This is a genomic window from Synoicihabitans lomoniglobus (assembly GCF_029023725.1).
GTDB classification, from domain to species: Bacteria; Verrucomicrobiota; Verrucomicrobiia; order Opitutales; family Opitutaceae; genus Actomonas; species Actomonas lomonigloba.
The window spans coordinates 1,134,740-1,151,798 of record NZ_CP119075.1; the positions used below are offsets into that span (position 1 = coordinate 1,134,740).

The 17,059-nt window shown below is 62.7% G+C and carries 14 protein-coding genes and 1 tRNA gene; 8 read left to right on the forward strand and 7 right to left on the reverse strand.

From position 1 onward, the window contains the following. Positions 1-49 precede the first annotated feature (49 nt). Entirely contained in the window at positions 50-1,447 is a 1,398-nt protein-coding gene (cysS, locus tag PXH66_RS04340) for a cysteine--tRNA ligase (protein ID WP_330931267.1), read from the reverse strand. A gap of 68 nt (positions 1,448-1,515) precedes the next feature. On the opposite strand from cysS, the gene PXH66_RS04345 reads away from it, so the two are divergent. The 5 genes from PXH66_RS04345 (at position 1,516) to PXH66_RS04365 (ending at position 7,088) form a co-directional block, all read left to right on the forward strand. After that, positions 1,516-2,595, forward strand: coding sequence for a hypothetical protein (locus PXH66_RS04345; protein WP_330931268.1), 1,080 nt, complete (start codon positions 1,516-1,518; stop codon positions 2,593-2,595). 88 nt (positions 2,596-2,683) lie between these two features. Next, the gene (gene hemB, locus PXH66_RS04350; protein ID WP_330931269.1) at positions 2,684-3,694 is read left to right on the forward strand and encodes a porphobilinogen synthase; all 1,011 of its coding nucleotides are present in this window, start codon (positions 2,684-2,686) and stop codon (positions 3,692-3,694) included. 101 nt (positions 3,695-3,795) lie between these two features. Continuing rightward, positions 3,796-5,046, forward strand: coding sequence for a PQQ-dependent sugar dehydrogenase (locus PXH66_RS04355; protein ID WP_330932237.1), 1,251 nt, complete (start codon positions 3,796-3,798; stop codon positions 5,044-5,046). After that, a complete protein-coding gene (locus PXH66_RS04360) occupies positions 5,043-5,534 on the forward strand; it encodes a c-type cytochrome (RefSeq protein WP_330931271.1) in 492 nt (163 codons plus the stop codon). The genes PXH66_RS04355 and PXH66_RS04360 overlap by 4 nt, the downstream gene beginning before the upstream one ends. Before the next feature lie 126 nt (positions 5,535-5,660). Beyond that, entirely contained in the window at positions 5,661-7,088 is a 1,428-nt protein-coding gene (locus tag PXH66_RS04365; RefSeq protein WP_330931272.1) for a tetratricopeptide repeat protein, read from the forward strand. Positions 7,089-7,096: 8 nt separating this feature from the next. Here the strand turns inward: PXH66_RS04365 and PXH66_RS04370 are convergent, their stop codons facing one another. Further along, positions 7,097-7,699, reverse strand: a complete 603-nt coding sequence (locus PXH66_RS04370) for a polysaccharide biosynthesis/export family protein (protein WP_330932238.1) — start codon at positions 7,697-7,699, stop codon at positions 7,097-7,099. A gap of 97 nt (positions 7,700-7,796) precedes the next feature. After that, on the reverse strand, positions 7,797-8,570 hold the full coding sequence (locus tag PXH66_RS04375; RefSeq protein WP_330931274.1) for a hypothetical protein: 774 nt from the start codon (positions 8,568-8,570) through the stop codon (positions 7,797-7,799). 230 nt (positions 8,571-8,800) lie between these two features. On the opposite strand from PXH66_RS04375, the gene PXH66_RS04380 reads away from it, so the two are divergent. After that, positions 8,801-9,856, forward strand: a complete 1,056-nt coding sequence (locus PXH66_RS04380; protein ID WP_330931275.1) for a quinone-dependent dihydroorotate dehydrogenase — start codon at positions 8,801-8,803, stop codon at positions 9,854-9,856. Positions 9,857-9,893: 37 nt separating this feature from the next. Here PXH66_RS04380 and PXH66_RS04385 read toward each other — a convergent pair whose 3' ends face one another. Next, positions 9,894-10,823 carry a serine O-acetyltransferase gene (locus PXH66_RS04385; RefSeq protein WP_330931276.1) on the reverse strand — a complete coding sequence of 310 codons (930 nt, stop codon included), beginning with the start codon at positions 10,821-10,823 and terminating at the stop codon, positions 9,894-9,896. Positions 10,824-10,943: 120 nt separating this feature from the next. On the opposite strand from PXH66_RS04385, the gene PXH66_RS04390 reads away from it, so the two are divergent. After that, a tRNA-Leu gene (locus tag PXH66_RS04390) sits at positions 10,944-11,028 on the forward strand. Between the two features lie 227 nt (positions 11,029-11,255). Here PXH66_RS04390 and PXH66_RS04395 read toward each other — a convergent pair. Beyond that, positions 11,256-13,274, reverse strand: coding sequence for a cyclic nucleotide-binding domain-containing protein (locus tag PXH66_RS04395; RefSeq protein ID WP_330931277.1), 2,019 nt, complete (start codon positions 13,272-13,274; stop codon positions 11,256-11,258). 268 nt (positions 13,275-13,542) lie between these two features. Between PXH66_RS04395 and PXH66_RS04400 the strand changes: the two genes are divergently transcribed. Next, a complete protein-coding gene (locus PXH66_RS04400; protein ID WP_330931278.1) occupies positions 13,543-15,636 on the forward strand; it encodes a hypothetical protein in 2,094 nt (697 codons plus the stop codon). Between the two features lie 45 nt (positions 15,637-15,681). Here the strand turns inward: PXH66_RS04400 and tsaE are convergent, their stop codons facing one another. After that, complete coding sequence (gene tsaE, locus PXH66_RS04405; protein WP_330931279.1) at positions 15,682-16,119, reverse strand: tRNA (adenosine(37)-N6)-threonylcarbamoyltransferase complex ATPase subunit type 1 TsaE; 438 nt, start codon at positions 16,117-16,119, stop codon at positions 15,682-15,684. Beyond that, positions 16,097-17,056, reverse strand: a complete 960-nt coding sequence (gene thiL / locus PXH66_RS04410) for a thiamine-phosphate kinase (RefSeq protein WP_330931280.1) — start codon at positions 17,054-17,056, stop codon at positions 16,097-16,099. The genes tsaE and thiL overlap by 23 nt, the downstream gene beginning before the upstream one ends. Positions 17,057-17,059: the final 3 nt, after the last annotated feature.

The window sequence follows — 17,059 nt, forward strand, 5'->3', positions numbered from 1 at the left end:
TCCGGCTCCGGCTCGCCACCGCGAAAAGTGTAACCATTATGGTTACACTTTATCCCTTGGCGGGCTCGAGGTCGTAGCCGTCCTTGCGGTCTTTCATGGTCCAACCGGCGGCCGTGATCTCGCCGCGCAAAGCATCGGCGGCGGGCCAGTCCTTGGCCTGCTTGGCAGCCCAACGCTTTTCAGCCAAAGCGGTGACCTCGGCGGGAATCTCGACCGATTCGGTTTCGGTCGGAGTCAGGTCGAGGCCGAGGGCGAACATGACTCGGTCAAACGTGGCGGCATCCACTTCAGCGGGCCCCGCATTGACGATACTGAACAACGCGCCGAGGGCTCCGGGGGTGTTGAGATCGTCCTGCAGCGCTTTGAAAACGGGATCAAATTTTGCGGGGTCGCCGGTCTGGTCGCCGAGTTGGGTGCGGAACTGATGCAAGGTGCTCAAGGCCTTCGCGGCGGCCCCCAACGAACTCAGCATAAAGTTGAGTTGCTTGCGCGGGTGGCCGGCGAGGAAGGCGTAACGCAGCGCCATGGGCGTGTGCCCCATTTCCTTGAGCTGATCGAGCGTGTAGAGATTGCCGAGCGACTTGCTCATTTTTTTGCCGTCCACGAGCAGGTGTTCGCTGTGATACCAATGGTGGGCGAAGGACGTGCCGTTGCAGCACTCGCTCTGGGCAATCTCGTTTTCGTGGTGAGGGAAGAGCAGATCCACGCCGCCGGTGTGCAGATCGATGGTGTCGCCGAGGTGTTTTTTGCTCATGGCGCTGCACTCGATGTGCCAGCCGGGACGCCCTTCGGCGGCGCTGTCGGGGCCGGTCCATTTCACATCACCGTCTTCCGGTTTCCACGCCTTCCACAGCGCGAAGTCCGTGCCGTCCTCCTTCTCGTCGGAGTCGACGCTGGTGGTGTCCTTGGTGCCGGTGTTGCCGGCAGCGAGGGCGGAGCCGGCTTTGAGTTCGCGTTCCTTCACGCGCGAGAGTGCTCCGTATCCATCGAATGATGACACCTTGAAATACACCGAACCATCGGCGGCGCGGTAGGCGTTGCCCTTTTCCATCAGCACTTCGATCATGTTGACCTGCTCGGGAATGTGATCGGTCGCGGCGGGTTCGACGTGGGGACGCAGGCAGCCGAGGGCGTCGCAATCGGCGTGGAACTTGGCGGTCCATTCGGCGGTGACATCGCGCAGCGGGCGACCTTCCTCGCGGGCGCGGCGGATGGTCTTGTCATCGACGTCGGTGAGGTTGCGCACGTGTCGAACCTTGTCGGCTCCGAACTCCAACTCGAGCAGGCGGCGAATGAGATCGTTCACCACGAACGTCCGGAAATTCCCGATGTGCGCGGCGGCGTAGACGGTCGGTCCGCAATTATAGAAACGGTAGACGCCGTCGGGCTGGGAGGGCGTGACGGTTTTGAGGGAACGCGAAAGGGAATCGTGGAGCTGCAGAGCCATGGTGAACGGGTAGGAGAAACCATCATGGACACGAAACACACGAAAGAAAACCTCGCGCCGTGTTTTCCGTGAAACTGAACATCGGCGCGTTTGCACAGTCTCACGGGGCGGTGATAGCGCGAAAATTAATCTGGCGAGTCGGGACGGTGGTGGTGATTTGCACGCTCGGCGGTCGCTGGACAGCGGCGGAATCGTATCATCCGGGGGCGGCGATTCGGCAGCTCGCGCAAGAGCAGAACATCCCGATGACAGGTTTCGCGCAGGTGACTGACCGCGCAGCAGTGGTGCCGGGGGATCGTTGCGTCGCTCTCGTCTCGTTGCGCGAGGGCGGCGATATCAAGCAGTGGTTGCTGGATTTTGAAGTCGTGGGCACGCGCTCGAATGAAGCCAAGGCGAATGACCCGACGCCACCGCCATTCTACACGTCGTCGGGCCGCCGCTTCGAATTCGGCATGACGCCGGTGGCAATGAAAGTGGCCGCGTGGGGGCCGCTGGATCAAAATGAACGTCGACCGGAACGTGCCGTGTCGCGGGTCAAGGTGAAGCAGGCGGGGTTTCTGGCGAATGAAGATTACCTCGGTCTGGGATTCGATCGCATGGCCGCCACGGTCCTCAAACTGCGTCGTCTGCAAACCGACAGTCCGGTGGGTTTTTCCATGCGCGGTGAGCCGTTTCCGGAAGAGCAAATCCGAGTGGTGAAGGCTGCGTTTGCCGAGCGAGGTGTCACCGAGGCCGACGAACGTTCCATCGCTGGAGCCGCCCCCGCTCTTGGCGCGTTGCTCAACATTGTGCAGGGCACCCCGGGATTGAGCGACATTTTAGCCGAGGTCGTCGATATCCCGTGGTGGTCGCTGATCAAAAGTGGCGGTCGACCCGAAATTAACCTCGAATTTGTATCCATGAAAATGGCGCGGCAGGAGGCCTCGTCATGGGAAATCGCGAACGGACGCGAAGTTTACACCGTCCCGTTCAACCTCCTGCTGAACGGCAAGATCGCGCTGGAGGTGGCCTTGACCACGCTGCGGCCTCAACCGCCGGAACTGGCGCTGGCGGGCATTGTGAAAATCCGCGCCGCGACGCCCGGCAAGCAGGCCAAGCGCGTGCTGATTCAATTGCTGGCCACACGCGCGGGCGAGCCGGTCGGCTGAAGTGTAACCATAATGGTTACACTCGTCGCGCGGCGGATCGCGTTTTGAGGTGGCGAAACTGACCGGGCGGTGTGGAATGCCGGGCACCATGTCTTCCGATTCGCCTCTCGATCTCGTTGAACGTCCCCGTCGTCTGCGTCGCACCGCGTCGCTGCGCGCCATGGTGCAGGAAACCGTGCTGCGCCCGGCCGATTTCATCGCGCCGCTGTTTGTGGTGGAAGGCAAAGGAGAGCCCGAGGCCATTGCGTCGATGTCGGGGGTTTTTCGCTACAACGTGAAGGATCTCGTCAAGGAGTGTCGGGCCCTCGCCAAACTCGGCGTGCCCGCCGTCGCGCTGTTTCCGAAGCTCGATCCGAAGTTGAAGGATGAAGATGGCACGGGCGCACTCAATGAAGACGGTTTGATTCTGCGGGCCGTGCGGGCGGTCAAAAAAGCGCTGCCGGAGTTGACGGTGATCACGGATGTTGCGCTCGATCCCTACACGACGCACGGCCACGACGGCGTGCTGACTGGAGCGGGTGACGATGTGGACAACGATCGCAGCGTCGGAATTTTGAGCGAGATGGCCGTGCTGCACGCCCAGGCGGGCGTCGATATCGTGGCGCCGTCGGACATGATGGATGGTCGCATCGGCGCGATTCGCGAGCTGCTCGACGCGCACGATTTTACCGGCACCGCGATCATGGCCTATTCCGCGAAGTTTAACTCGGCCTATTACGGTCCTTTCCGTGACGCGGTGGGTAGCAGCAAGGCCGCCGGCACGCGCCTGCTCAGCAAAGCAACCTATCAGCTCGACCCGGCCAACCGTCGCCAGGCTCTGAACGAAGCGGCGCTCGACGAAGACGAAGGCGCCGACTTCATCATGGTCAAACCCGCCGGTGCCTACCTCGACATCATCCGGGAAGTGCGCGAGGAAACGACCAAGCCCGTCGCGGCCTACCAAGTGTCGGGCGAATACGCGCAAATCCAAGCCGCCGCCCAGCTCGGCTGGCTCGACCTCGCTCGCTGCCGCCACGAGTCGCTCCTTGCCATCAAACGCGCCGGCGCCGACCTGATCCTGACCTACTTCGCCAAAGATATGGCGAAACTGCTAAAGTGAACGTCAATCTTTCCGGCCGGACTCAAGCTCGGCGGGGAGGTTGCGCGATGAGCCGGCGCGTCTAGCCTTGGGCGATCATGTCCTTGCGAATTCATCGTCCCTTGCTTCTTGCACTCGCCATGGCGGGTGTTGCTTCCGTCGCGGCTGCCGCGCTCACTCCTGCGCCGGATAACGGGGGGATTTCGCTGCCGGGCGGGTTCAAAGCCGCGGTCGTGGCCGACGACTTGGGCGGCATCCGGGGCATCGCGGTCGCCCCCAACGGCGACGTGTATGGCCGCGTGCGCGGTCGCGGCATCGTGGCGATGCGCGACACCGACGGTGACGGCACGGCCGACATCGTGGAGACGATTCCGGGTTCGACGGGCGAGGGCAGTGGCATCGGTATCCAGCCGGGTTACCTGTATTATTCGACCAACTCCGGCGTGTTTCGCTATGCGCGCGCTGCGGGCGAGCTGCTACCGAGTGGTGAGCCCGAGGCGGTGGCGACTGATTTGTCCGATAAGGGTCAGCACAATGCCAAGATGTTTACGTTCGACGAATACGGCATGCTCTATGTCGAGGTGGGGTCACCGTCCAACGCGCTCGGCGTGCCGGATCGTGCTCGCGGCGCCCAGGGCGTGAGCGATGCCGAGGTGGCAAAATTTTTGAGCGAGCACGGTGGCGTCTGGAAATTTGATCCGTCCAAGGCCCCGCAAACGCAGCAGCAGGGAGAACATTGGTCGACCGGTCACCGCCATATTCTGGCGCTGGCGTGGAATCCGGTTTCGCATACCTTGTTCGGCGCGATGAACGGTCGCGACACGCTCGACGTGATCAACCCGGACTTGTTCTCCAAGGAATACAATGCCGTCCGCGTGGCGGAGGAGTTTCACGAGCTCAAGAAAGGCGCCAACCTCGGCTGGCCGCGCACGTTCTACGATCCCATCGGCAACAAACGGCTCTTCGGCGCGGAGTATGGCGGCGATGGCAAGAAGGGTCCGCCAGCGGGATCTTATCCTGATCCGATCATCGCGTTTCCGGCGCACTGGGCTCCGATGCAGATGGCCTATTACGGCGGCGAGCAGTTTCCTGAAACGTATCGCGGCGGTCTGTTCCAAGCCTTCCATGGTTCATGGAACCGCCAAGGTGATCAAAAGGGCTACAACGTGTCCTTTATCCCGTTTGATGCTTCCGGCCGTCCCACGGGGGAGTGGTCGGTGTTTGCCGATGGCTTCATGGGCACCGGGCAGATCGCCAGCCCCAATGACGCCGCCTATCGACCGATGGGTCTCGCGGCCGGACCCGATGGTTCGCTCTACGTGGGCTCTGATCACGGCGGCCGGGTTTGGCGCATTTTCTACATCGGCGAATGAGCACCGGAGCGAGTCGCTGGCAGTTGCCGGCGGGAATCATGGGGATAGGGGCGGTCGTTCTCGTGCTCGGTTGGTTTGACCGTCCCGTCGAAGCGGAAGCGGAGACGGCCGCGGAGACGGCCGCGGACACGGCGCAACACCTGGTTGCGGCCCAGGCCAGTTCGACGGCCCCGGCCACACCGGTGCCCGAGCCGGAAGCGTTGGTCGTCGTCAACGGAGCCGACATCTACAACGAGCATTGCGCAACCTGTCACATGGGCGATGGCAGCGGGGTGCCGAACTTTCAGCCGCCGATCGCCGGCAGCCCCGTCGTGGCGGCGGGGCGGGATCGGTTGGAAGCGGTGATTCGCGCGGGATCAGCCGCGTTGCAAGACCGGCCCAACACGATGGGTTGGCAAATGCCGCCCTTCGGATTTTTGACCGATCCGGAGGTCGAAGCGTTGGTAGGTTACGTGACCGATACGTTTGGTTCCCCGCCGCAGGAATAGCGCGCGGACTGGGTTGATTCCCGGTTGCCTCATCGACGGTGTCGTGCGTGATTGCGGACGTGGGAACGAGCATGACGCCGATCCGGATTATTTTTGATTTAAGCGCCGCTCCGGCGAGCTCGAGTCATGCGTAAACCAGGTCGTGCGGCGGTGGTGGTGGTGGTGGTGGGCATCACGGTGATTGCCGCGGTGACGGTTCCGGGGATCGTGACACGGCAACGCTTGGCGAGCTACGTGCCGGAGATCCCGGCGGCGGAGAACCTGAGCGAGCCCTTGCGGGCGCGGTTGATCGAAGCAGGAAACCAGGCGAGCGACGGCGAGGTGGAGGGATTGATGGCATTAAGTCGGTTGTATCATGCCAACGGTTACACGTCGGAGGCGGAGCGGATTTACGGCGGGTTGATGACCGAGCAACCGGAGAACCCACGCTGGCCCTACCGCACGGCGCTGCTCCGGGCGGCGAACGAAGATTTCGGCGCGGCGCGAGAATGGTTGGAGCGATCCGTGGCATTGGCGCCGGACTATGCACCGGCCCGACTCCGGCTGGCCGAGACGTGGGTTCGGCTCGAAGCCCCGGCGCAGGCCGCGTCCGTCTTCCGTGAACTGTTGGAGCGTGAACCCGACCACGTGCGCGGGTTGTTGGGCTTGGCGCGCATCGCGGTCGATCGTGAGGCGTGGACGGATGCCCGGTCCGGGTTGGAGCGCGTGGTGGCGGCAACGCAGTTTGCTCACGGCGTGCCGGAGTTGGCGCGGGTTTATGAAAATGTCGGGGAGACCGAGCGGCTGCAGGCCCTGCGTGGTCGCGCTCCCGTGGTCGCCCCGGAATTGGCGATTGATGATCCGTGGATGCGTGAACTCGTCGAGGACCTCTATGATCCGCTCCGGCTGATGGAGGAAAGCCATGCGGCCGTTTCGCGAGACGACAAGGCCGCTGCCATGCGGTGGATGGAGCGGGCGTTGGTATTGGCTCCTGACAACGGCGAAGTGCATCACCAGACCGCGCGCCTGTGGGAACGGCTGCGCAATCAGGTGAAGGCGCTGGCCGAATATGAGCGGGCGGCTGAATTGGACCCGACGATCGATGACGTCTGGGCACGTTTGGTTACCCTGTATAAGGCGATCGGTGACACCGGGAAAGCGCGGCGGGCGCTGACCAATGGATTGGAGGTCAACCCGAGCTCGGCCGCGCTGCTGATTGAGCGCGGACGACAACTCAAGGAACGCGGCCGGGGGGCGGAGGCATTGGCCGATTTCGAGAAGGTGATCGAACTACACCCGCAGGAGTTGATCGGCTATGTCGAGGCCGCGCAGGTGCTGTTTGCGATGAAGCGCGCCGAAGCCGCCGACGGGTGGTTGGAGCAGTCGCTCGCCGTGGCGCCCGATAATCCGGTGGCGTTGGTCATGCTGAGTTTTTCGGCCATCACGCAACGAAATCGCGCGGCGGCGGACCGCTGGATGGCGCAGGTGATGGCGCAACCTCGTGTTGCCCGGCCGGATCGCGACCGCTTGGCGGCTGGCTACCTCGAAGTCTTCGGCGAGCCACCGCGTGGCTGAACGGCGTCTTAAAACGCCGAACGGTCGACTTGGATGGAATCACCCGGGAGCAAGCGCGGGTCTTCGGCGGGACTGCGTTGCGCGAGGCGGGCGTCGAGCGTGTAGGCGGCCTGTTCACGGACGACGTTGATGGCCGACTCGCGGGCGTAGAGCGTGAACCCGCCGGCGGCCTGAATGGCCTTGGTCATGGTGAGGTCGGGCGTCCACACGATGCGTCCCGGGCGCTGGACTTCACCACCGACGTAGACGAAGCGCTCCGTCACGGTCACGGAGACGTCGATCGTTCGATAGAAATTTTGAGCCACGTAAGTCTGGCGGATTTGGGCCGAAAGATCCGAGGCGGTCAGTCCCGCGGCCTGCACGCCCCCGACGAATGGCAGGGAAATGAGGCCCTGATCATCGATTTGCACATTGTGCGCGCTGGGGTCGGGGATGCCCTGCAAGGCGATGCCGAGACTGTCTCCGGGGCGGAGCAGGGCGGATGAGGAGGCTTCCGGGATTTTCGGATTGGTGGCGCCGCCCGTCACGGAAGTGGTTTCACAGCCGGTCAGGGCAAGCACCACGCTCGCGAAAACCACACGGCAGGAAATTCGAAATGACCGGAGGGGCATGTCGGGAAGTTCATGGACTCGCTCGCCCGACGAAAGCAAAAAGCGCGACCCCGGTGAAGGGGCCGCGCTATTAAAACGGATCAACGGGCTGCGTGTATCAGCGGCGTTTGGATTTTCCGCGAGGTTTCTCTTCCTCTTCTTCGTCGTCGGAGTCCTCGTCGTCATCGGATTCCTCCTCGTCGTCTTCGTCGTCGGAATCCTCGTCCTCATCGTCATCCCACTTGAGGGAAGAGTCTCCCTTGAGGGATTTCTCGTCCTCTTCGTCGATGTCGGGGAGATCGGCGTCGTCGATGTCCTCTTCGTCGGAGGAGCCGTCACCGTCATCATCGTCGGATTCGTAGCCGGCGGGCACGTAGTCGAGGATGGCCGTGAGTTCGTCGAAGGTGTGGATGGCTTTGCCTTCGATGAAGCTGGCGTTTTGGTCCTCGCGGATCTCGTCCTCGACTTCGTCGACGGTGAGCTTCGATTCAAATTCGAAGGCGTCGTTGAGCATCTTGACCCGGCAACGGGTGAGGTGGTCGAGCAGATCGGCGTAGGGACCATTCTCGTCGTCGACGATATCAGGCAGGGCGAAGAGTTTGTCTTCGGAATCGAAGAGGGACTCCTTGACCCGCTTGAGGCGCACCTTGCCGTCGCCGACATCTTTCTCGATGCGGAAGGGGATGAAAGCGACGTCGAGGGTGTCCTGGTCAAAGCCGTAGTCGCGCAGCGGCTCCACGAGTTCGATCAAATAGTCGACCTGACGGGGATCAACGATGCTGAGACCGTCGACGTCCCAACGGACGGGGTCACTGACTTCATTGACCCACCAATTGTGGTCTTCACCGAGTCGAACGATACACCAGTCGAGGGTTGAGGAGGATTTTGCCATGTTACGCGTGTGCTAAGTAGGTCGGAGGAAAAAGGGGGTGATTCATCCGAGTCAAACCACGAAAACCACTTTCCGGTGACTTTTCTGATGCTCGTTTCGGTCTCGAATTTCGCTGGGTTGCAACAACAACCGCAACGTAAGGCAAAAACCGTGCCGTCGAACGGACGAATTTAGGGGCCAAAACGGGCGGTCCTTGCGTTTTGAAATGTGAGTTTCAGTGTCCGGCGGCGATGGATTTTCTCTACGAGAAGTGGGTGCGGCCGTTGTTGTTCCAGCTCGAGTCCGAGCGGGCGCATGAGCTGGGCGTGACGGCGATGGCGGCACTGGGCTGGATGAAACCGGTGTGTCGCCTCATGGAAAGCTGGCATCGTCTGCCGGAGTCGCGCTTCCGTCCGGTGGAAGCGTTTGGCCTCAAATTTCCCAACACCGTGGGTCTGGCGGCGGGTTTTGATAAAAATGCCCGTGCGTGGCCGGCGGCGGCGGCGATGGGTTTCGGTCATGTCGAGATCGGCACGGTCACGGCGCTGGCCCAGCCCGGCAATCCGGCACCGCGCATGTTTCGGTATCCGGCGCAGGAGGCCGTCATCAATCGCATGGGATTCAACAACGAGGGGGCGGATCGCGTGTCGCATCGCCTGGCGCGGCAACCGGCCGTGGGCCAGCGCCGGATTCCGCTCGGCGTCAATCTGGGCAAATCCAAGGCGGCTCCGCTCGACAAGGCGGTGGACGACTACCTGCGCAGTTTCGGCAAGTTGGCGGAATTCGCCGATTATTTGGTGCTCAACGTTTCCAGTCCCAACACGCCCGACCTGCGCAAGCTCCAGGACGAAAGTCGTCTGCGCGAACTGCTGAGCGAAGTCAGTGCGGCCAACACGGCGCGCGGCGCCGAACGCCGGCCGCTGTTGCTCAAGATCGCTCCCGATCTCTCCTACGGCCAGATCGACCGGGTGCTCGCGGTCATCGAGGAGTTCGGCTTCGACGGTATCATTGCGACGAATACGACGCTGGCGCGGCCAGGGCCCTTCGCGCACGTGGAGGAAACCGGTGGTCTGAGTGGCGCGCCGGTGCGCGATCGTTCGACCCGGATCATCAACTACATCGCCCGCACCACTCACGGCCGTCTGCCGATCATCGGGGTGGGCGGCATCACCGATGCCGCCGGCGCCGCCGAGAAACTCGATGCGGGGGCGACGTTGGTGCAGGTTTACACCGGCATGATTTATCGCGGGCCGTTTTTCGCGGCGGCGCTCGCGCGCGGTCTGGCCGACCGGCAACGTCGTTATTGAGGGGCCGCCGATGGCGTCGGAGCCGGGCGTGCGGCGATCAGATTGACCAATCGAGACCCTCGACCTCCGGCTCGTTTTTCTTTTTGCGATCGGCTTGGTTGCGCACCACCGAAGTGCGGTCGCCCTCGTAGTAAACGATGCTGTCGGCCGGGACCGATTTCATCAGCCAGACATTGGAGCCGATGATCGAGTTGCGCCCGATCACGGTTTTACCGCCGAGGATGGTGGCGCTCGGATAAACCGTGACGTGGTCCTCGATGTCGGGGTGACGTTTCACGCCCTTCACCGGATTACCATTCTCGTCGAGTTCGAACGACTTCGCCCCCAGCGTGACGTTTTGGTAGATCTTCACGTGGTTGCCGATGCGGGCGGTTTCGCCGATGACGACGCCGGTGCAGTGATCGATAAAGAAGTGGGACCCGATCTGGGCTCCGGGATGGATGTCGGTGCCGGTGCGCTCGTGCGCGTATTCCGTGAGCATGCGGGGCAGGAGCGGCACCTTGAGCAAATACAGCTCGTGGGCGACCCGCTGGAGCGAAATGACCAGCACGCAGGGGTAGGCGACGATAATTTCCTCCACGCTCCGGGCCGCCGGATCGCCCTCGTAGGCGGCCTGCACATCCGTCTGACAGACATCGCGCAAGGACGGCAATTTCTGGAGCAACGCGCAGGCGATCTCCTCGGCGTGGGGCACGGGATCGGGGTCATTGGCGAACTTGAGCGCCTTGGCCACCTCAGCTTCCAAGCGCTGGCAAACGGCCTTGAGGCGAGCGGCGGTGATGGCGGGCACGTCGCTCTTGGCCAACGCCTTGTGTTCGAAAAACCCCGGAAAAATCAGATGCATGATTTCCGCCGCGAGCCAGTTCACCGATTGGTCGGAAGGCAGATTGCTGCCGTCGATGTGATTGATGCCGCCTTGATTTTCGTAAGAGGCGAGCAGATCGCGCTGGATATCGTCGAGCGTCATGAGAAGGGCGGCAAAAATAAGGGCGGGCGGAATTGAACCGGAGAATGAATCTAGAAAGTAGATTTCAGGGCTTTACAAGGTGCGGGCCATCTTTCTTAGTCCGCCTTCCTCTCTACAAATGCTCAGGTGGTGGAATTGGTAGACACGCACGCTTGAGGGGCGTGTGCCGAAAGGTGTAAGGGTTCGAGTCCCTTCCTGAGCACCATTTTCAAAACGGGGAAAATGCTTCGAACGGCAATCGATGAGCATTGAGCGAAGACCGAACCGGGGACTTGAACCCGCCAAAGGGTTCGACGCAGAGAGCCCGCCACGCGGGCGAACGGAGATGGGGCGACGCGCAGCGTCGATCGCGCAGCGAGCCGGCGAAAGCCGGACCAATCCCTTCCTGAGCACCCTTTCCGAAAACGGAAACTATGGTCCCAGTGGGGACGTTCACCCCCGGATGACGTCGAAGGAACGGCCTTGCAGGGGGAAGATGGGTTCGCCGAGACGGCTGGAGCTGATCTGCTCGAAATGCAGGCCGATGTAGAAGTCGTTCACGAGGAACTGCAGGAATTCGCGCTTCGCGACCACGAGGCACTTCGCGGGAGTGCGCACCACGATCGTGGCCGTGGCGGTGCTGTTTTGGAGCACGCTGATCTCGCCGAAAAAGTCACCGGAGCGCAGTCGCGCCACTTCCTTCTGATTTTGGCGCACCGATAGTTCACCTTCGTAGAGCAGGAAAAAATACTGGTTGTCGTCATTCGCGCGAATGAGGGTTTCACCGACGTCGAACGACTGGATGATCGCGCGTTGGGCAAACGAGAACATCGCCTGCGGGCTCCACGTCGCCGACAAATCAATGCGGTCGAGAAAGGCGACTTTTTGCAGAATATCCTCGATCTGAGTGCGATTGAGCCGGGACAGCACCAGGGCTTCGAAATCGCTTCGTTCAATTTCCAGCAGCACGCAGTTGCTCGTGGCCCGCACCGATCGCGTGCGCCGTCCCGACGTTTCGAGGAGCGCGCGCTCGCCGAAGACATCGCCGCGTTCGAGAGTCGCCACCCATTCCCGTCGGCCCGAATCCGTGTCGCGCAGCACTTCCACCTTCCCGGAATGCACGATGTAAACGGTCGAGCCGACTTCGCCTTCCCGCACGACCATGGTGTCCTTGGTGACTTCCAGCGGTCGGGCCGTCGCCGCGATGCGGGCACGTTCCTCCCGCGAGAATCCTTTGAACAGCAGTGATTCACGCACCGTCTCCTCCAACAACTCGGGCGAAACGGCCACGGTGGCGACCGGCAGCGTTCGACGGAGAAACGGCCCGAGCTTCGTGGCAATGGCCGAACTCAGCAGCCACATGCCGGTGAGCGTCGAGCCGACGACCATGAGGCCCAGCAACGTCAGCATGGCCAGGGCGGTGAAATGAAGTCCATTCGCCGAAGTGTAGGCCTGCCAGAGTTCCAGGGCATTGGCCCGCAGCGGCAGCGACCCTGCCAGCAGCACCAACACCAACCAACCGACCGTCATGCCCAAATGAATGTTGAGAAACTTGATGTCCACCGCGCGCAGTCGGGACCGGAGCGCAAACCACGCGTTCCGGTTCGGGGTGAAGAGGAAGGATCGGAAGGCATCGAGAATCGGGCTGCCGTAACGACCGTGCAAAAACCGCAACCCCGGCGACCACCAGAACGGGGAGAGGTGGAAAATGAAGGTGCAAAACAGCAGAAACGAAATTCCCGGATGCAGAAACGGCACGATGCCCATGGCTACGATCAGGGGAGCGAGTCGTGCCATGGCGACATTGACCACGGTTTCGCGTCCGCCCATCACGGCGTCATCGACATCGACGCGGTAGTGCGGAAACAACGTGCGCCCATGCCAGTGGGGTTGGTAAATCTCGGCGTCTTCATCCCGCGCCACGCACGCAGCCAACAGGTAACCCAAGCTGGTGGTCGCGCATGCGATCGCCCAACCGGCCGCGAGTTCCAGTGCGGACACGGGCAGGGCAAATGGTCGCAAAACCATGGCGACCACGGCCCCCACGGCGGCCACGATGACCATCGTGCGCACTTTGCGACCGGAAGCGCGCGATGCCCACGTCGTGGCCGGGACTTCCGGTCGTGCGGGTTCGCCCACCGCCTGGAGGATGCCGCGTTCGTGGGCCTTGAGGATGATTTCATAAAATTCCCGCAGGGGAATGCAGCGGCGGCTCGAGATCAGTTCGAACAAAACCTGCGGCACGGTCGATGCGCGTTGGGCGAAGCTCTGGAGCACTTTCCACTGGGCGGGCGAGAGTGCCAGATAGGTGCGGCCGGGCTCGTATTTTACGACCACGTGTTCCTTGTCGAAGGTCGTGATCCGCAGTTGGGTGGACAGCTGGAACGACACGACCGATAGCAATTCCGTCTGATTGGGTTTCGCCAGAGTCTGCGGAGGCGGGATGACGTCGTGAGGGGCGGGCGCTGTCATGGGGTATCGAGCTCTCTCAGGTCAGGGTCAAATACGTCGGCATGCAAGCGCGGGATCACTCGCGAACGCGGGGCGTTTGGCCCCCGCGACGCGTCTCGGTGAAAATATAACGAACTTCCGCTTTGGCGTTTTCAAGACGACCGCCGAGTGGTCCTAATCGTGCTTGCGTGCAGTAAGGTCGCGTGGAGACTGCGAGCTGAGTGTTCCCACTCAACTGCCGACCACTATCAAACACCACCTATAGCACGAGCCCACCGCTCGTTTTCGCATGGACGACAAGCCGAAGAACGAAACACCGAAGAAGGAGTTCAACAAACTCGATTTGAGTCAGTTGGAGAGCTTCAACTTTGGCACGCAATGGACCCAGGAAAAACCGGAAAAAGGCGGAGGATCACGTCCGCGTGAAGACCGCCCCCGGCGCGATGGTCCGCACGACAACCGCAAGGACCGCCGTGGTTTCAAACGCCCCAGTGGCCCTGCCGGCGGCGGCGGGGGTGGACCCGGTGGCGACCGACGTGCGGGCGGCGGTGATCGCCGTTCCGGTGGCGACCGACGTGATGGCGAACGTCCGCCCCGCGGCGAAGGCGGCGGCCATGACCGTCGTCGTGGTCCCGGAGGTCACGGCGGTCGGGGAGGGTATCCTCCGGCGGCACCTTACCAGAGCCCGCACTTCGACCCGACGTTCTACCCGGAGGACGTGAGTTTTGCGGCGCTGGCCAAAACGATTCGCGCTTCCTGCCGCACGTTTGAACTTTTTGACATCGCCAAAACCGTGATCGGCAAGAACGACCGGTTCGTCGTCGTGCTCGATCGCAAGCCGAGCAAGGACGCGGGCGCGACGAAACAACCGTTCTACGTCTCGGTGCCCGATGGCATGCCCTTCGAAAGCGAAGACGCGGCGCTGAACCACGTCGTGCAAAAGCACATCGATAAGTTTTTCACGACCGAGCAGGTCGAGACCGATCCGCCCAAGGGCAGTTTTCAGGTCATCAACAAGTGCGGCGTGACGGGAGAGTTGTTGGGACCGCCCAACTACCACCTCTACAATCAGGCCGTGCAACAGCACCATGCCACGCGTTTGGCGCGCATGCCGTTCGAGACGTTCCAGAGCCGGATCCAATCCGTGCGCGAACCGGAGGTTATCGAGGCGTGGTTGGACATGATGAAGAAGGTGACCCGCTATACGTGGATCGGAGCCGGCGGTGCCACCGCCAAACCGACCGCAGCTACGGAAAAAGAGACCGCTCCGAGTGCCGAAGCGGAAACCGCTGCCGAGGCAACGCCCAGCGTCGAAGCCGTGGCGGAGGCCGCGCCTTCCCCCGAGGCCGCCAACACCGTCATGGATGCCGCGTCCGCTCCGCCGGACAGCGATGCTCCCGCCGTGGAGGAATTGGCGACCGAAGCGGAAGCCGTTCAGGTCACCGCGAAAGAGCCGACCTTCGATTCCCTCACCGAAGCCAAGGTGTTCCTGCTCACCAACGCCCGGGACAAGGCCGTGCGCACTTACGATCAAGGCCGCTTCCATGGCCGCATCATCGACGACATGCCCGATGGCGAGATCAAGCGCGCCGTGTTGGGCACGTTGGAGCGCCAGCGCCACTTCCCCCTCGACACGGCCAACGCCTTGCGCGGTCGGCTGCGTCGTGAAGGGTTTACGATCTTCAAAAAAGGCGCGAAGGGCGTCAGCTATGTGTGCGCGGTCAAACGGAAGTTCCGCGTGCCGGGACAAACCTTTGCCGATTCGATCGACGAGCTGATCAACTTCATCGAGACCCACCCGATGGTGAAGGTGAGCGAACTGCCCGAAAAATTCCTCGGCATCTCGGCGGTCGCTGAAACTGAGGCGGCGACCCCCGGCGACGCGCCGGCAGCCACGTCGACTGTTTCTCCGTTCGCCGAGCCCGATCAGCCGAAAGTCCGGCGGATGCACATCGATCTGCGTTGGTTGGTGACCGAAGGTTACGTGACCGAATTCATCGATGGGGGATTGTTTGCCGCTCCTCCGCTGCCGACGCCAAAGCCCAAGCCGGCCCCAGCGCCGAAAGAGGCCCCGGCGGCTGCGCCCACGGCTCCTGCGGAGAAGCCGGAACCTGCGGCTGCGACCGCGACTCCGGCACCCGCTCCCGCTCCCGCCGCGGACGAGGCACCCGCTTCCGCGTCGGCCGAAGAATCCCCGGCTCCGGCTGCGAGTCCGACCGCTGAGCCGGAACCCGAGGCGACGCCGGAACCCGAAGCCGCACCGGAACCCGAGGTGAAAACCGCGCCCGTGCCGGAACCATCCGAGCCTGCTCCCTCGGCCGAAGTGCCCAGTGCCGCGACCGGAGAAGAGCCGGCGACGGACGAAAAGAAGCCGACCGAATAACCGGTCGTTTCACGATGTGACGGTGGTTCGGCGCGACGCGCCGAACTACCGCAAGCGCAGGGTGTGCTGTTCGTCGGCGGTGATGCCGAGTTCCAGATGCCATGCGTCGGGCGGCATCCAGTCGGCGATGCGTTCGGGCCACTCGATGGCTGCGATCCAGGGACTGATGAGAAAGTCCTCCAACATCAGCGCGTCGACCTGGCCGCCGTTTTCGAGGCGATAGGCATCGAGGTGCAGCAGGCGTCGGGGCCCGGGGTAAAGCGTGTAGAGATTGAACGTGGGGCTTGTCACCGGATCATGGATACCGAGACCGGCGGCGAGTCCCTGCACAAAGGTGGTCTTGCCCACGCCGAGGTCGCCGTGCAGCGCGAGCACGGTGTCATCGGGCAGCGCCGCCGCCAGTTCGGTGGCAAGCGCGCGCGTGGCTGCGGCACTGCCCGTGGCGACACCGGCGCGCAGTTTATCGCAGATGTTCGAAGCCATGGTAGGAATCGAGATCGATTTCGTCGTCGTCGCGCCGGCGCGAACGCTTGCGGCGCATTTGGCCGATGCAGCTGAGTTTGCTCCGGAATCGCTGCCGCCAGGCGGTGATGAATTCCGCCGGGTCGGTGCTGCCGTTGACGGTGAAGAGCAGTTCGTAGTCCTCGCCGTCGGTCAGGGCGTGGGCCAGCGGTGTGCGCTGACTGGTCGTCGCGGCGAGGCGCGCCGAGCGACTGACAGGGATGGCCGCAGCGTTGAGGGCAGGACGGCAGCCGCGAGGAGTGAGCGACCAAATATCTTTGGCGACGCCGTCACTCACATCCATCATTGAGCGCACATCGGGACGTGCGACCAACCATTGGCCCTCGAGCAGTCGCGGGGTGAATTTCCAATGCCAACCCAGGCGACTGCCTCCGAGTTTACCGGTGGTGAAAATCCAGTCTTCCGCCGCTGCGCCCTGCCGGGTCAGCACGCGTTTTTCGGTGGCCTCACCAATGAGCGTCATGGTCGCGGTGATGCCGGCCGGTTGGTGGGCGATATCGCCGCCGATGATCGGCACATGGTGCAGCCGGGCAATCGCGGCGAGACTGCGATAAAACTCGCGCAGCCACGTGATCTTCACGTCGTCGCTGAGTGCCAGCGCGATCACCGCCGCGCGGGGCCGACCGCCCATGGCGGCGATGTCGCTGATGTTGCGATTGAAGAGTTTGGCGCCGACCCCTTTGGCGGGCACGTTGTCATCGAAGTGTTCGCCGTAGATCACCGGGTCGACGGTCAGCAGTTGGTCGCGCATCGAACCAGCCAACGTGGCGCAGTCATCGCCGATGCCGGCCGGCGAACGCGGGGTCGCCGTTCCAAGCCAGCGCCGAATCTCCTGGATGAGACGCACTTCGCCCCAGGCCGACACGGCGGCGGATTTTTGTTTGGTGAAGGGAGACACGGT

Excerpts from the sequence above, each read along its gene's own strand:
- cysS (WP_330931267.1), bottom strand. The coding sequence starts at position 1,447 with ATGGCTCTGCAGCTCCACGATTCCCTTTCGCGTTCCCTCAAAACCGTC.
- hemB (WP_330931269.1), top strand. The coding sequence starts at position 2,684 with ATGTCTTCCGATTCGCCTCTCGATCTCGTTGAACGTCCCCGTCGTCTG.
- PXH66_RS04360 (WP_330931271.1), top strand. The coding sequence starts at position 5,043 with ATGAGCACCGGAGCGAGTCGCTGGCAGTTGCCGGCGGGAATCATGGGG.
- PXH66_RS04365 (WP_330931272.1), top strand. The coding sequence starts at position 5,661 with ATGCGTAAACCAGGTCGTGCGGCGGTGGTGGTGGTGGTGGTGGGCATC.
- PXH66_RS04370 (WP_330932238.1), bottom strand. The coding sequence starts at position 7,699 with ATGCCCCTCCGGTCATTTCGAATTTCCTGCCGTGTGGTTTTCGCGAGC.
- PXH66_RS04375 (WP_330931274.1), bottom strand. The coding sequence starts at position 8,570 with ATGGCAAAATCCTCCTCAACCCTCGACTGGTGTATCGTTCGACTCGGT.
- PXH66_RS04380 (WP_330931275.1), top strand. The coding sequence starts at position 8,801 with ATGGATTTTCTCTACGAGAAGTGGGTGCGGCCGTTGTTGTTCCAGCTC.
- PXH66_RS04385 (WP_330931276.1), bottom strand. The coding sequence starts at position 10,823 with ATGACGCTCGACGATATCCAGCGCGATCTGCTCGCCTCTTACGAAAAT.
- PXH66_RS04395 (WP_330931277.1), bottom strand. The coding sequence starts at position 13,274 with ATGACAGCGCCCGCCCCTCACGACGTCATCCCGCCTCCGCAGACTCTG.
- PXH66_RS04400 (WP_330931278.1), top strand. The coding sequence starts at position 13,543 with ATGGACGACAAGCCGAAGAACGAAACACCGAAGAAGGAGTTCAACAAA.
- tsaE (WP_330931279.1), bottom strand. The coding sequence starts at position 16,119 with ATGGCTTCGAACATCTGCGATAAACTGCGCGCCGGTGTCGCCACGGGC.